The following is a 14801-nucleotide window of genomic DNA, read 5'->3' as shown; positions in this document are numbered from 1 at the left end:
TAGGAGGTGATGAGGTCCCCATGCGTCCATACGAAATCATGGTCATCCTCGACCCGACCCTCGACGAGCGCACCGTAGCCCCGTCGTTGGAGACCTTTCTCAACGTTGTCCGCAAGGACGGCGGAAAGGTGGACAAGGTCGACATTTGGGGTAAGCGGCGGCTCGCGTACGAAATCACGAAGCATGCCGAGGGCATCTACGCCGTGATCGACCTGCAGGCCGCGCCTGCGACGGTGTCCGAGCTTGACCGTCAGCTCAGCCTGAACGAGTCGGTGTTGCGCACCAAAGTCATGCGCACCGACAAGCACTAGCCCGACGACGATGCAGAGCGCGAAGCGCGATGAGGTGGGGGTACCTCCCGCTTGCGGGGGAGAGTCGGGCAATAAGCAGATGCAGATTGCCAGGCCTGTTGGCGAATGACCGCGTCGCGTCGTAGCCGTTGCGTAGGCTCTGCGACAGCACGCTCTTGACCACCCACCCGCCGATTCGCGGCGGACCCAGGAGGACATTGTGGCTGGTGACACCACCATCACGGTCATCGGAAACCTGACCGCTGACCCCGAACTGCGGTTCACGCCGTCGGGCGCGGCCGTCGCGAACTTCACGGTCGCGTCGACGCCGCGCATGTTCGATCGTCAGACCAATGAGTGGAAGGACGGCGAGGCGCTGTTCTTGCGGTGCGCCATCTGGCGTGAGGCCGCCGAGAACGTGGCCGAAAGCCTCACCCGGGGCTCCCGGGTGATCGTGCAGGGCCGGCTCAAGCAGCGCTCGTTCGAGACCCGCGAGGGCGAGAAGCGCACCGTGGTGGAGGTCGAGGTCGACGAGATCGGCCCGTCACTTCGCTACGCCACCGCCAAAGTCAACAAGGCCAGCCGCAGCGGCGGCGGGGGCGGTGGCTTCGGTGGTGGCGGCGGGGGCTCCCGTCAGCCGGCCCAGACCGGCGGCGGAACCGGCGGCGGAACCGGCGGCGACGACCCGTGGGGTAGCGCCCCGGCTTCCGGTTCGTTCGGCGGCGGCGACGACGAACCACCCTTCTAACTTTTTAACCAACTTCCGAACTTTTAGATCGACAGAACGAAAGAGACAGACGTGGCCAAGTCCAGTAACAAGCGGCGGCCGGCGCCGGAAAAGCCGGTCAAGACGCGCAAGTGTGTGTTCTGCTCCAAAAAGGGCCAAGAGATCGACTACAAGGACACCCAGCTGCTGCGCACCTACATCAGCGAGCGCGGCAAGATTCGCGCACGTCGCGTCACCGGCAACTGCGTGCAGCATCAGCGTGATATCGCAATCGCGGTCAAGAACGCCCGCGAGGTGGCGCTGCTGCCGTTCACCTCCTCGGCGCGGTAACCGCTTAACGCAGAACGGAATTGACGAAAACATGAAGCTCATTTTGACCGCCGACGTCGACCACCTCGGGTCCGTCGGCGACACCGTCGAGGTCAAGGACGGATACGGCCGCAACTTCCTGCTTCCGCGTGGCCTGGCGATCGTGGCGTCGCGCGGTTCGCAGAAGCAGGTCGAGGACATCCGTCGTGCCCGTGAATCCAAGCAAGTGCGAGACCTGGAGCACGCCAACGAAATCAAGACAGCGATCGAGGCGCTGGGCGCGGTTGCGCTGCCGGTGAAGACCGCTGGCAACGCGGGCAAGCTGTTCGGGTCGGTGACGCCGGGTGACATCGTCACCGCGATCAAAAAGGCTGGCGGGCCCAACCTCGACAAGCGCATCGTCCGGTTGCCCAAGGGTCACATCAAGGCCGTCGGCAACCATCCGGTCACGCTGCATGTGCACCCAGAGGTAGACGTCGAGGTCGCACTCGACGTCGTCGCCGAGGGTTAAGGCTCGATACCCAACCCCGGTGGCGGCCGGTCGGCCGTGACCGGGGTTTTGGCGTTGCTACAGATGCTGGCGAACTTGCACGCAGGCTCGACTGTTAGCGAACGTAACCGTCCGTTAACGCCGCGAATCATTGCCTGAAACGCAACACGCCCGAAGCGGCAACCCGACCCGACACGCCGAAGAGATTCCCATCCACACAAAGTGTCTAGCTGTGTGGTGCGCTTATCTGCAGTGATGCCGCAATGCCACATATTGCTCCACAAGTTCTCCACACCCCCTCAACACAGGCGCTGACGGATATCCACACACGATCCACAGGTCTATGAACAACGCCGTTTGGAGTCCTTGCCAGCAACCTTTAGCGTCGACCCGGTTGTGGGGTGATCGCGGTGCTTTGACTACGAGGGATGTCGGCGGCATGACTTAGGGTCAAGTCGCCATATTGAATGTGCGTTCGAGCGTCGTGCCGAAGGAGGTGGGGAGGCCATGGCAGTCGTCGACGATCTCGGCCACCCCAGCATGGACGTGCCCAGCGAGGACTTCGGCCGTCAGCCGCCACAGGATCTCGCGGCCGAGCAGTCGGTCCTGGGCGGAATGCTGTTGAGCAAGGACGCCATCGCCGACGTGCTGGAAAAGCTGCGGCCCGGCGACTTCTACCGCCCGGCGCATCAGAACGTCTACGACGCCGTCCTGGACCTGTACGGGCGGGGGGAGCCGGCCGACGCCGTGACGGTCGCCGCCGAGTTGGACCGCCGCGGCCTGTTGCGCCGGGTCGGCGGTGCGCCTTACCTGCACACCCTGATCTCGATGGTGCCGACGGCGGCCAACGCCGGCTACTACGCCGATATCGTCTCCGAGAAGGCGCTGCTGCGCCGGCTGGTGGAAGCCGGCACCCGGGTGGTCCAGTACGGCTACGCGGGCGCGGAGGGCGCCGACGTCGCCGAGGTGGTCGACCGCGCACAGGCCGAGATCTACGACGTCACCGATCGGCGGCTCTCCGAGGACTTCGTCCCATTGGAGGATTTGCTGCAGCCGACGATGGACGAGATCGACGCGATCGCCTCGAACGGCGGCCTTGCCCGCGGGGTGCCGACCGGGTTCACCGAGCTCGACGAAGTGACCAACGGCCTGCATCCGGGTCAGATGATCATCGTCGCGGCCAGGCCCGGGGTGGGCAAGTCGACGCTTGCACTGGATTTTTTGCGGTCCTGCTCGATCAAGAACCGGATGGCCAGCGTCATCTTCTCGCTGGAGATGAGCAAGTCCGAGATCGTGATGCGCCTGTTGTCGGCCGAGGCGAAAATCAAGCTTGCCGATATGCGTTCGGGTCGGATGAGTGACGACGACTGGACCCGGCTGGCACGGCGGATGAGCGAAATCAGTGAGGCGCCACTGTATATCGACGACTCACCGAATCTGACGATGATGGAGATCCGCGCCAAGGCGCGCCGGCTGCGACAGCGGGCCGATCTGCGGTTGATCGTCGTCGACTACCTGCAGCTGATGACCTCCGGCAAAAAGGTCGAGTCACGGCAGGTCGAGGTTTCGGAATTCTCGCGCCACTTAAAGCTTTTGGCCAAGGAGCTCGAAGTCCCGGTCATTGCGATCAGCCAGCTCAACCGCGGTCCCGAGCAGCGCACCGACAAGAAGCCGATGCTTGCTGATCTTCGTGAGTCAGGCTCGCTAGAGCAGGACGCGGACATGGTCATCCTGTTGAACCGGCCCGATGCGTTCGAGCGAGACGACCCGCGCGGCGGTGAGGCGGACCTCATTCTGGCCAAGCACCGTAACGGCCCGACCAAGACGGTGACGGTGGCTCACCAGCTGCATCTGTCGCGGTTCGCCAACATGGCACGGTAGGAACGTCTTCTGTCTCTACGCCACGTCCTACGACGACGGACCCACTAGTTAATCCACTGATTCCGCGCGCGGAATCCAAAGTTCTCGTTCGCAGGTGCTGACGGCTGGATCACGCCGAGACGACAACAATCCCCTAGCGGCTGATCGGTGCTCGTGCAGCAACTCACCGCAGCTGTTACCCGTGCCTAGGCGGCAATACCGAGCCTTCGCTTGAGTCGACGTTAATGGGAAATGCGCTATCTGCACCGTGCCGAAAACCCCATAATGGTTCGAAAACCACTGAACTGCAATGGTTAACGGTGCATTCGATGGCAAGGCGGCGATTGACCTAGGCATGGGGTGAGCACACGATAACCTGCGCGCACCTTTCCAAACAGTCAAGAGGCACACTGTCCCTAGGCAGCGGTTAAGCAAATGCCCACCCCCGGGTGCCTACTACCATCCGAGTGGGGCTGACAAGGGCTTTACGGGCGCGCGGACCTCGCCGGCCTTAACTTGGCGCAGCACCCGGCCATCCTCGTCGAACTCGGGACATGAAGAACGCCGACGACACGGCACAGAGCGAGAGCCCCGACCGGCGCGCCACATACGTCACGGCCGTAACCGGCGGAATAACAAACTGTTTCAGCAGCAAAGCGAGACACCACAATTGTCGCCGTAGGCCCACGAAATTGACTCCGAGCGCCGACAATTAGCTGAAGCGACCACTCCGTAAGGGGGCACATAGGTGACTGAGAACAGCACGCCCATAGGTGCGAAGGTCGGCTCGATCGACACCCTGGTTCCTGCCTTTCAGGTCAGGTGCTCCGCCGTGAACCGGCAGGAATTCAACGAGGGGCAGGCGTATCTCCTTTTTGCCGAACGTTCTGGTCACACCATGACCTACGGGATGGCCGTCGCCGACCTGCTCGCCTTGAGTGTGGTCAAGGACGTCTTCCTCAGCGAGGAACCAACGGATATCGCGGTGACGCCCGACGGGAGCTTTATTTACGTCGCAGGTGACGAACACCTGTTTTCCATCCAGACCGACACCTTCGAGGTAACACCGCTACCCGTACTCGTACCGGCCGGTGCGATTGCCGCCGCGCCTGCAACGACATTTGCGATGGGGCTGCTCACCGCAGTGGCCGTCACTGCAGACGGAAGCCAACTGCTAGTCGCCGGGCAGCAGCAGCCGCCGGACGTGGAGGACAATGGCTACTTGGCAGTCGTCGATACCAGTACGAACACCGTCCAAAAGGCCATTACGGCCAACATCACCGACGAGCAAGCCCACCACATCGCACTGACCCCGGATGGCCGCTATGCGATCACCAATCTGCAAATGCAGCGTATCGACATCGTCGATCTCGCGTCCTTCACCACCGCGAAGTCGGTGATGTTTAACCCGAACGCGGTCATCGCCATGGCGGTCGATCCCGGCAGTGAGTCGCTGTTCGTGGCGGTCGGGCCAATCGGGGGCGGTACCGGGTCGGTGGTGGTCGTTGATCTCGGCATCAAAGCGGTTGTGAAGACCTTCCCCCTGCCGTCGGCCCCTCACCAGCTGGCCGTCAGCCCCGACGGTCAAAGCCTTTTCGTAATGGTCGGCCAACCGGACAGCGAGGGTGGCGTGACGTCGCCGACGCTGGTCGTGTTGGACGCAAACCTGGGCACTCAGCTGCAACCCCAGCTGCAGAACGCGGGACCTTTCGCCATCGATCCGGCCGGGCAAAGCATCTACGTCTTCGACTCTGCCGCCAAAGTGCTCAATATTTTCGACCTGAACAGCTGAAGCATCGAGGAACTTCGGCCATTTCATTCATCAACAAACGTTCTTGCGCGGGCGGAGAGGAAGCCGATCGTGATCAGTCCCTACCGGCTCTACAGTTTCTGGCTGGCGTCGGACTCGACCGGGTTCAACGTCTCGTGGGAAGACCACTGGTACAACCAGTTCGAGATGAAGGACATGGTGGTGTCCTCGAACAACTACCCCATGACCAAGGCGTTTCCGCTGCCGACGTACACGTATACGGCGCGGAGTGCCACGGACGGGTCGTCGGTAGCCAACCAGACGAGGAACCCGTATATCCCCGCCCCAGGCCTCAGCACTGCGGTCTCGGTGGGAGCGGTGGCCCCGGCCCTGTTGGGCATCACCGCAGACTTCACCTATTTCGAGTCGGTGGAAATGCAGAACGGTCACTATGTAGGTATCGACGACTCGGAGCAGGCGGAGCTGTCGATCGCGGTAGACGTCTCGCGCGGGCAGGAGATCCTGTGGGATTACGCGCTCACATTTGATGCTGCCCCCCCGACGATGGTCCCGGTGGGGAGCAACCCGGTCACGCTGCCGTTCCCCGGGGACTACCGGCGGCCGGGTAATGCGCCGCTTACCGGGATGCTGACCGATGACGAACTGTGGGCGGTGGCGCACCTCGCCGGCTCGATCGGTGTCTCGGGGCCAGCGCTGTTGGGGATCTTGCTCGAACTGACCGGCGCCCGACGCAACGCCTATCACCCGGCGGGGCATTACGGGATCAGCAATCTCACGCCGGCCCAGGTGGCGGCGGGCGGCATCGCGGATGTGACGGAGGCGGCGGGCGGCATCGCGGATGTGACGGACTTCGTCAATGCATCTGTACATCGCCAGCTAGCAGTCACTGCGCAGTACCTGTCCACGCTGACGCCGGCCGTAAGTGGGGTGCTTCCGGTGTTCTTCACGCTGGCGACCGGCACACCGCAGCCGAGCGTTACGGCGACCACATCGCTGCCAGTCGGCGGCGTGCCGATGACCGGTGGGCAGGCCACTCAGCGGATCAACAATCGGGTGTTGCACGTTACAGACGAGTTCAAGGCGCGCCTGCCGCAACTGGTGACGCCGATAATCGGCGTCACCGGCTGACGACGCCAGTGTCCAATCGTCAGCGGGCCGAGAGCAAATTCGCTGACTCTGGGTGGGGTCAGCGCAGGTAATCCCAGGTGAGTCCGCTGTCAGCTTCACCGCCGCCGGGCCACGCGGTCCGGCCGGTCCAGGTGTAGACGCGCCCGCCGTACCACCGACCCAAGGTTCTGGTTCGGGTGAGCGTCAGGCCCGCGTCGCCGAGTTCTTCTTCGTGGATGGCCCAGTAGGTTGCGGCAAGCAGCCGGGGCGGATCGTCACGGCTCGGATCGTCACTGATCGGCTGCTCCAGCACAAGCAGGTAGGCGCTGTCACTGGTCGAGATCGGGGTCGGGACGAGCGCGCGCCACGTGTTGGGCAGCGAACTCTCCAGGGTGTAGTAGGGCACGGCGGGCGCTGCATCGGCGGGCGTCGCAGCGACATTGCCTGCCGCTGGTGTCGGCGGCGATGTGGACGTCGCGGTGCTGGCGCGTCCATAGGAGTCGCTGCGTGTATTGATGATCGCCCACCCCAGGTTGGCGGCTTCGTCGCGACGCACACTGACCTGTTCGATTGGGTCGCTGTCGAGCGTAGCGGCCAGCCGGGGCGCAAACCAGAACCATCGCGTACTCCAAGCGGCCTCGGCGGCCGTGCCGCTTTGGGTGTTGGTGATGCCGGTCGGAGTGAACATCCGGGTGTTGGCGCCGGGCCTTTCGGCCAGCGGCTGGAGTTCCAAGGGAATTCCGAACGAGTCGGTTGCGGTGACTGGTGTGCTGGCGCCGACTTCGACCAGCGCGCCGACCCGTATCCGGATCGGCGCGTAGTACCAATTGTGGTCGTAGACGGTGGTGTAGTCCACGAGCAGTAACCGGGCGAGGTCGGCGGGGTCGGCGTCGATGGCGCCGAAATCGACTTCAGCGTCTTCGTATTCCCAGAACCGCAGGGCAGGCATGCCCGGCAATCGCGCCGGCTGCGGCACGGACGCTACTGAGATAGTTTGGGCCGGAATCGGTTTCGGCGACGGCGGGGGAGCACCGGCGGCGCCGGAGGGCGGTCCGGCGAGGATGTCGGCGCTATACCAGTCCACGGCGCCGCCAGGGTGCCGGTCGATGTACAGCTGCGCGCCCGGAGCCGAGGCGAACGCCAGCGACCCCCGATATTCCAGTCGGGAGGTGTCCCATGCGGGCGGATCGACGGGGCCCGTTTCCTGCCCGGTGGGCACCCCACTGCTGCGTGCGCGCCACCACGTCTGCCAGGTGCGCAATGCGGCGGCGACGGTAGCGACGTCGGCCGCAGGGACGCCGAGTTGAGTAATGGCTGACGCCGGCATGGGCACGCTGGGGTCAGCCCAGGGGGCGATGAAGGTGTCGAGCGACGCGGCGTCAGGTGTGCTGGCTATCACGAGGGCGTCGAGGGGGCTGGGAGAGTCGAGGGGGCTGGAAGATTCCGTCGGTTTGGTTCGCCAGGGCGCTGCGTTGGGCAGTTGAGCGGCGACCTGCGCCAACCCCACCGCGCACAACGCGCGGCGGGCCGCGACGCCACCGTCGATACGCAGCCGCACCCAGGCGGTGCCGTCGTCGGGTTCGGCGTCGATGGTGGCTTCGAGCGGTCCGTCATCGACTGTCCACCCCTGCCAGGGTTGGGCGTTGGGCTGGTCGGTGTCGGGTTCGGGCCGCCACCAGGTGGGCATGTGGGTGTTGGCCTGGAAGTTCAGCGAGATCAGCGATCCGGCGTCGTCGCCGCGGAATTCGCCGAGCTGCCATTGGCGGGCCAGCATCCACAGCGGATCGGCCAGGCGGGCGGCCAGGCCGTCTTCTATGTCCGGCGAGCGCAACACCGCTGCGAAACGGGCCTGGGGCCCATTCATCAGGAAGTCGGCCGGCGTGGGGTCAGTCATCAGTCACGACCAATTCGATTCAGGAAGGTCGTCGCCGTCGACCGGTCGAGCCATCGTCCACAGGAGTGTTTGCTGCACGGCGTTCTGAACGTCGGTACGGCTCCAACCCCGTTGTGGTGCGGGCGGGACGGCCAGCAGCAGCGCTTGTGGAGCGCGGGAATCCGGGGAGTCGAATCGCAAGCTCACCGCGGCGGCATGCTCACGGCCGGTGGTCGAATCGGGTGGCGAAGCCTCATCGGTCGAATCCGGGGGCGACGTGTCGACCTTGAAGCGGAGTGGCAACGCCTCGCTCCAGTGGTCGATGCTGACCCACATCTGGGTTTGCGACGCGGGATCGCCGACATGCAGGCCGGTCAGCGCGATTCCGGAGCGGCCTCCCGGGTCGCCACCACCGATCCAGGCGCCGGGACTGTTGGGACTTGCCCACGGGCCGGTGGCGTCGGCGGTGAGGTTTTGACGCACGATCCACTGCGGGCTGCCGGCGACGCCGCAGGCTCCACTGACCATCAGCAGGTCGGCCAGCGCAGAGACGCCGGCGCACATGGGAGTGTGGCTGGCGATCCAGTCGGCGACGTCGTCGTCGCCCGCACCGGACGTGGGCTGACCGCCGGGGAGGGCGCCGTCGGCGGGGCCGATACTCGTCGACGCGGTGAACCAGTCCCCGGCCGCGGCGCGCACCGTGCTCGCGAGCTTTGCCAGCCGGGCCGAAGCGCCGGCGGCCCCGGTGGCCGTTGGCAGGTCGGCGAGGATGTCGACGACGTTGACCCACAGGCTGGTCAGTTGGGTCAGCGTGGAGGGCGGGGAGTCGAATCGCGCGCCCTGCAGGCCGAGTTTGGCCAAGTCCGTGAGCACGGACGTCGCGGCCCCGCCGCTTTTGAGGGCGTTGTGCACACTCGTCCACCAATCAGTGACCCGCGTGGTGAGCCCGTCGAGGCCTTCTACAGTGGTCGGGTCGGATGCGGGGTCGAGGACCGTGGCCGGGTTGAGCACCGGCTGAGCCTGCGTTAGCACGGCGCGGATCGCGGCGACGAGCAGCGCCGCGGCGTCGGGGCCGCCATGTCCGTCGGTGCGGTGCACCGTGATCGTGCTGCCGGCCGAGGCTGTCAGATGCGCACGTGCCCGGGCGGCCAGAGCTGAGGCGTCCGGCGGGTTGGTGAGTTCTACGACCAGGTCGATCGCCGACATCTCCAGGTCGGTGGGGGTCAGTGAGGTCACGGTGTTGCTGGTCGCGTCGGTGACATCGATGCGCCAGTCGTTGGGAGTGCCCAGCGCCCAGGCGGCGACTGCTTCGGCGGCGGGGTCGAGGTTGGCGCGTGCGGCGAATGGGCCCGAAAACCAGCTCGCATCGGAGGGGTCGGGTGTGCCGACGACCAATGCCAGGTTGTGGGTGACCGTGACCGCGGCGGTCGGTGTGGTGATGGCGTCCAGGCTCTGGGGTGGCGGGCCGGCCTTGCCGATGGTGTCGAGGGTCAGCCCGGCCCGCAGCGGCGACCCGCCGATGAGATGGTGAACCGACTCGGCGAGCAGAACGTCGCTGGCCGCGTCGACGGTGTCGTTGAGTCCATCGAGGATCGCTTGAACGGTGTCCGCGTCGGCGGCGGTCAACAGGGACACGATGGTGGCTTTGGCCTGGGGATCGCGCCGCACGGCTTCGCCGTCGACCACCAGGCGCGCGGTGCGGGATGCATCGGGCAGCCCGGTCGCCGGTACGACGGGCAATGGGTAGTGGTTGCGCAGGGGTGCGATGGCGGCGTCGAGGTGGTTGTCGTGCAGGGCGCGCTCGAGTTGGTAACCGAGGAGTACTTCAAGGGTGGAGCCATCACGCAGTCCGGCGAACAGCGTTTGAGCGCGACGGACTTGCGCGGAGGTCAGGTCGATGTTGAACGCGGTGGAGTTGTGGGCCTCGGCTCCGGCGAACAGCACGCAGGCGGTGACGGCGTGTTGCGCCGAGGGGGTCAGTGTCCAGCCGCTCTCGCTGGCGCGGGCCTCCGGAGATAGTGGTTCGACGTCGACAACCCAGCCGTACATGCCCAGGTGGATGCCGGTGGCAACGGTGGAGCGCAAGGCTTGCAGTCGGGCCGTGGCCACCGAAGTGGCCCAAGCGTCGGGCCGCTGACCCAGCGCGGTCACCGCGGCGGCTACCTGGGTGTCGACGGCACCCCAGTCGCTGGCCGCGTCGGCTTCCAGGTCACGCAGCGGTTGCAGGGCCTTCTCGAAGGCGCCGGTATAGCCGTTCCACAGGGTGGTGTCCGATCCTTTCGTGGCCACGAAGCCTTGCGCGGCCAGCAAAGCGCCCTGCCAGTGCAGTGCGGCGTAGGCCTGCACCGCCCAATACGCACCGTTGTGGTGGCACAAGTCGTTGAGGACCGGGTCCGTGGTGCTGAAAAGGTCGGTATCGATTCGGGGATCCAGCGGGCCAGCGAAGCCATGCTGGGCCATCGCGGCCAGCGGCCAGGTCGGCGGACTGGGTGGACTGTCGGCGTCGGCGGGTGGGCTGGGTGTCAGGTCGAACGGCGCGGACATACTGGGGTTGAACGGGGGGGCCGTGCCGGGAGGTGTGCTCTCGCCGCGCACGGTGTGGGCATCGTTGAGGGCGCGCAGTTGAGTCGCGGTGGGCTGGCGCTGGAGCAACCCCAGCAGGACTGGGTCCTCGTCTTGGCGGGGGTCGGCCGACAGGTGGGGCGAGAGGCCGATTAGGGCGTCGAGCCCAAGGGCGGACTTGATCACCGCGCGGTAGACGTCGTCGGCAACATCTGGCGGGTCCGTGGCCGTCCACGACGTGCCCAGGTCGGCGACCGGGAGCACCCCGTAGGGCTGACGGCCGACCCGCAGAACCGGCAACGGTCCGTCGGCACGCACGAACGAAACGAAGTGGGCGGCGATCGGATCGGTGGTCAGTCGGCCCCCTTTGGTGAGGTTGCGGTAGTAGGTGGAGATCATTTGGTGAGCACGCTCGGTGAGATTGTGGGGGTCGTTGGCTTGGGTGCCCAGTGGTGCGGCCAACAGGTCGCGGCGGCCGGGAACGCCTGGCCGTAGATCGTCGGCCAGGCCCAGCGCGTCGGCTAATGCGACGCCGGGTTGTCCGAGGCCGGGGGCGGCCGCGGCGATGGCTGCGGCCACGTCGGCGGGGCTGCGCATGGCGGGCGCGCTGCTCCACTGTGAGCGGGTGGCGTCGGTGTTGTTGGTCGGTGATCCCGGCGGCGGGTAGCCCAATCCGGACGTGTACAGGTGGCCTTGCAGGGTGCGGGCAAGCCGATCGGCTCCGTCGGCGGAGGTGGCGCTGCTGACCCCGACCACGGTGATGGAGTCGAGCGCGAGGTTAGTCCCGGTCAGCGTCGCGGTGCCGGTCAGCGGCACCCTCACGGCCATCCCGACACTCACGGCCTCGTCCAGGTCGATCATCCACTTACTGGCGCCGGTCCAGGGATGTTGATCGGCGGGGTCGTCGGGCGAGCCGCCGCCAAGCTTGCTCCAGTCGGGACCCAGGCACAGGTCGGCGGGCAGCGGCAAACCGTCCTGTTGGAAAATCTGCTTTCCTTCTCGCACGCCGGAGAAAGTGAAGTAATCGGGCAGGATCAGGCTGCTGGCGGCCTGGACTGTGGTGCGGGTACCGGGATCGCTGATGGTGGAGTCGGGTCGAGTGACCTCGACGGCCCAGGCGCCGCGGGCATTGCCGAGCTGGTTCTGCACCTGCACCCACGCTGCGGTGGGGTCGGCACCGGCGGCACACGCGGTCCAGTAGGCGGTGCCTGCGGCGTGTTCGGCTGCGGTCAGGTCGGGTTCGAAGTTGTAGCGGGCGATGTCATCGGGGATGACACGGATCGCCAGCACCGGCGGCGCCGCGTCGAGCAGGTAGCGCGTCTCCAGCCGCACCGGGGTGAGCAGCACGGGAGCGAGGTCGCTCCATAGCGGCGCCGAGGCGTCCAGCGGGTGGTGGTCAGCCATTGCCAGTGCCCACCATTTGCGAGGAGTGCAAAAAGACCCGAACGGGTGGTTGGAACGCATTGCCAGCTAGTGCGGCGCTGGTTTGGAATCCCTCGTCGAAGGGATGGTCGAGAAAGGGGTTCGACCCGGCGGGCCAGGCATCGGATTCGAAGCCGAATCGCAGGCCGGTCGGGGGCTCGATGAAGACGAAATAATACCCGGGCCCCCCGGTCAGGGTCGCGTGGTCGATGCTGAAGCCGATGATGCGTGTGCGGGCGTCGATGGCGATCATCGGGAACGTCGGCTTGGTGAACTGTGCGCTTTTGTTTGGGGTGAGGACGCCGCCGTTGACGATGGCGGGCACTGCACAGATGACCATGGCGGGGTAGCGCTGAAAGAGTTCGCTGCGAAGCATCAGCAGGGTGAGGGTGGTTGAGGCATCGCTGACGAGGTGGGTGCCCAGCGGGCTGTTCTTGTCCCATTGGTCGATGGGGGGGATGTCGTCGGGAGCGTGATCGGGGTCGGCGGTGGGCCAGAACCTCCGGACCGGGGTGCCGCGGCGATCGGTGGGAAAGCCGCGCCACAGGTATTCGTCGAGCATGGCGTAGTTCGCGCCGAGGAAGATGGCCTCGATGACCTCGGCGTTGGGTTGCAGCAGGGTCGCGGTGTCGTCGGGGAATTCCGTCGCCCCCGCCACCAGCCAATTCGGGTCCTGTTCAAGCAGTGCTAGGCCCAGCGGAGCGCCGACCTGGGGCGTGGGCAGCGCGAGTTGCATGTCGACGACCAGTTGGGCATCGACCAGATCCGTGACAGCGGGCCGAACGGCGATTGGCCCGGGAGGCCTGCTGCTCACCGGCGACGTTCCTGCGGCGGTGGTCAGTTGAGACTGCACCCGTTGGGCGACGGCGTTGATCGGCGACGGCGTTGATCCCCACACGCTGGCCGCGGCGTCACCGGTGATAAATAACGCAGTCACACCGACCTGGCCGGTGTTCGGCAGACCGTGTTGAGCGACACCGGCGGCGGAGATCGTCTGTTGGTCAACGCCGCCGGCAGTGACCATCATGGGGGTGATGCCCTGGGTCGTGGTGGTCGGCATTTCGCCCAACGCGGTCTGCACGTTGCCGACGAGTTCCCACTGCTGGGTCAGGTACTCATGGGTCTGGGTGGCCTGATTGGGGCCGACGAGGATCTGCAGTCCCCATTGAAGGGTCGCCGGCGCGGCTACGTCGGGGGAGATGGGCGCCGACGCGGGCGCTACCGTCGCGGAGATTGTGCTGACACCGGGCATGCCGAACAGCTTGCCGGTCATCGCTTTGCTGGTCAGCGCGGCGCCCGTGGGGATGATCGGCTTGCCTGTGGGGGTGATCGTGGTGTTGACCTTGATGGAGGCGAGGGTGCGAGTCAGCCGGGCGAAATGCGTACTGCCCGCGCCTTTGGGAGCAGCGGACGCCGTCAGCACGTCGGCCAACGGGCGAGGTTGGGTCGCGGCGTGCGTAGGTGTGCCGGCGGCGACCGGTAGTTGACCCGCCGCGGGGGCTTTGAGTCGGATCGCTTCATCGAGAGACAGCGGCAGCACGTGGCGGCTGTGCAGCGAGTCGGTGATCGCGAGTGCTGCGCGGGCTGCCTTGAGCTGCCGGGCTGCTTCGCGCACCTGCCCGGCCTGTTGCCAGGCCTGTGCCATCAGGTCGTCCTGGTTGGCGTTCACCCAATCCGCGCCATGGCCGGCGGCCAGTCGGCGTCGCGGATCCCGGTTGGCCATGTCGAGCCAGGTCGAGGCGGTGGCGTCGAGCTGGTCGCGCTCGACGTGGTACTGACCGCGGATGGGAGGGCACAGTTGGCGGTTGTTCACGCGGCCGTTGATGACCTGGACCAATTGTTGCGCGCTCGTGCTGAGCAGGGCTTGCTGGCCGGCGTCAAGGGACTGCGGGCCGATCGGAGCGAGCGCCGTATCGACGGGTAAGACGGTGAGCGCCGTACCCGGATCCGGTGGCGGGCCGGATTCGGGTAGCGGTTTGCTGACGTCGACGTTCGTGAACCCCAGACCGACGATCGCTCCAGGCTTGAGCGGGGTGATCCGTTTGGCGAGGGTCTCGAAGTCCAGGTTGTCGCCGGTGGTGAATGTCCAACTGTCGTAGACCGGCAGCACGACTGCTTCCGTCGCGGGGCTACTCCAGGCCGGCTCCTGGGTGGTGGCCGGCGGCGCCGTGCCCGACGCGGAGGCCACCCCTGCGGCGGCCACCCCTGCGGCGAAGGCCGGGACGAGAACCGCGCGCATCGGCACCCCGGGCGGCAGTTGGCGCGGGCACAGCAGGCGTGACCGGCCGGTGCTGCAGTCCGCTGGGTCGTCGAGCTGAGCGTGCGCCCACGCCCAGCTTTGTTTCAGGTCGGGCAGCTGGTCGGGCGGCACGCTGATCTGCGGGCAGCCG

The 14801-nt window shown here is 66.2% G+C and carries 10 protein-coding genes and 1 pseudogene; 8 read left to right on the top strand and 3 right to left on the bottom strand.

Features of this window, described 5'->3' with window-relative positions:
• The first annotated feature begins 20 nt into the window (after positions 1-20).
• The 8 genes and pseudogenes from rpsF (at position 21) to ACLQI9_RS18990 (ending at position 6575) form a co-directional block, all read left to right on the top strand.
• Positions 21-311 carry a 30S ribosomal protein S6 gene (gene rpsF, locus ACLQI9_RS19025; RefSeq protein ID WP_442381101.1) on the top strand — a complete coding sequence of 97 codons (291 nt, stop codon included), beginning with the start codon at positions 21-23 and terminating at the stop codon, positions 309-311.
• A 199-nt stretch (positions 312-510) separates the two neighbouring features.
• Complete coding sequence (locus ACLQI9_RS19020) at positions 511-1038, top strand: single-stranded DNA-binding protein (RefSeq protein ID WP_442381099.1); 528 nt, start codon at positions 511-513, stop codon at positions 1036-1038.
• 51 nt (positions 1039-1089) lie between these two features.
• Positions 1090-1347 (top strand): 30S ribosomal protein S18, encoded by a 258-nt coding sequence (gene rpsR / locus ACLQI9_RS19015; RefSeq protein ID WP_442381097.1) that lies wholly within the window; start codon positions 1090-1092, stop codon positions 1345-1347.
• A gap of 31 nt (positions 1348-1378) precedes the next feature.
• Positions 1379-1837 carry a 50S ribosomal protein L9 gene (gene rplI / locus ACLQI9_RS19010; RefSeq protein ID WP_442391997.1) on the top strand — a complete coding sequence of 153 codons (459 nt, stop codon included), beginning with the start codon at positions 1379-1381 and terminating at the stop codon, positions 1835-1837.
• Positions 1838-2323: 486 nt separating this feature from the next.
• Complete coding sequence (gene dnaB / locus ACLQI9_RS19005; RefSeq protein ID WP_442381093.1) at positions 2324-3697, top strand: replicative DNA helicase; 1374 nt, start codon at positions 2324-2326, stop codon at positions 3695-3697.
• Between the two features lie 459 nt (positions 3698-4156).
• Positions 4157-4392 (top strand): annotated as a pseudogene (locus tag ACLQI9_RS19000) (hypothetical protein); the annotation flags it as partial.
• A gap of 32 nt (positions 4393-4424) precedes the next feature.
• Entirely contained in the window at positions 4425-5468 is a 1044-nt protein-coding gene (locus ACLQI9_RS18995) for a YncE family protein (RefSeq protein WP_442381091.1), read from the top strand.
• Between the two features lie 69 nt (positions 5469-5537).
• Positions 5538-6575, top strand: a complete 1038-nt coding sequence (locus tag ACLQI9_RS18990; protein WP_442381090.1) for a hypothetical protein — start codon at positions 5538-5540, stop codon at positions 6573-6575.
• 58 nt (positions 6576-6633) lie between these two features.
• On the opposite strand, the gene ACLQI9_RS18985 is transcribed toward ACLQI9_RS18990, so the two are convergent.
• The 3 genes from ACLQI9_RS18985 to ACLQI9_RS18975 all read right to left on the bottom strand — a co-directional run.
• Complete coding sequence (locus ACLQI9_RS18985; protein ID WP_442381088.1) at positions 6634-8448, bottom strand: hypothetical protein; 1815 nt, start codon at positions 8446-8448, stop codon at positions 6634-6636.
• A gap of 3 nt (positions 8449-8451) precedes the next feature.
• Positions 8452-12393, bottom strand: a complete 3942-nt coding sequence (locus tag ACLQI9_RS18980; protein ID WP_442381086.1) for a hypothetical protein — start codon at positions 12391-12393, stop codon at positions 8452-8454.
• On the bottom strand, positions 12386-14801 hold a 2416-nt coding region (locus ACLQI9_RS18975), incomplete at its 5' end, for a hypothetical protein (protein WP_442391996.1). The genes ACLQI9_RS18975 and ACLQI9_RS18980, both read right to left, overlap by 8 nt.

Source organism: Mycobacterium sp., assembly GCF_052143115.1.
In the GTDB taxonomy this organism is placed as follows: Bacteria; Actinomycetota; Actinomycetes; order Mycobacteriales; family Mycobacteriaceae; genus Mycobacterium.
This window is presented reverse-complemented; position numbering and strand designations above follow the sequence as displayed.

Bases quoted from the DNA above. Each gene is read 5' to 3' on its own strand.
- rpsF (WP_442381101.1), top strand. From the start codon at position 21: ATGCGTCCATACGAAATCATGGTCATCCTCGACCCGACCCTCGACGAG.
- rplI (WP_442391997.1), top strand. From the start codon at position 1,379: ATGAAGCTCATTTTGACCGCCGACGTCGACCACCTCGGGTCCGTCGGC.
- dnaB (WP_442381093.1), top strand. From the start codon at position 2,324: ATGGCAGTCGTCGACGATCTCGGCCACCCCAGCATGGACGTGCCCAGC.
- ACLQI9_RS18985 (WP_442381088.1), bottom strand. From the start codon at position 8,448: ATGACTGACCCCACGCCGGCCGACTTCCTGATGAATGGGCCCCAGGCC.
- ACLQI9_RS18980 (WP_442381086.1), bottom strand. From the start codon at position 12,393: ATGGCTGACCACCACCCGCTGGACGCCTCGGCGCCGCTATGGAGCGAC.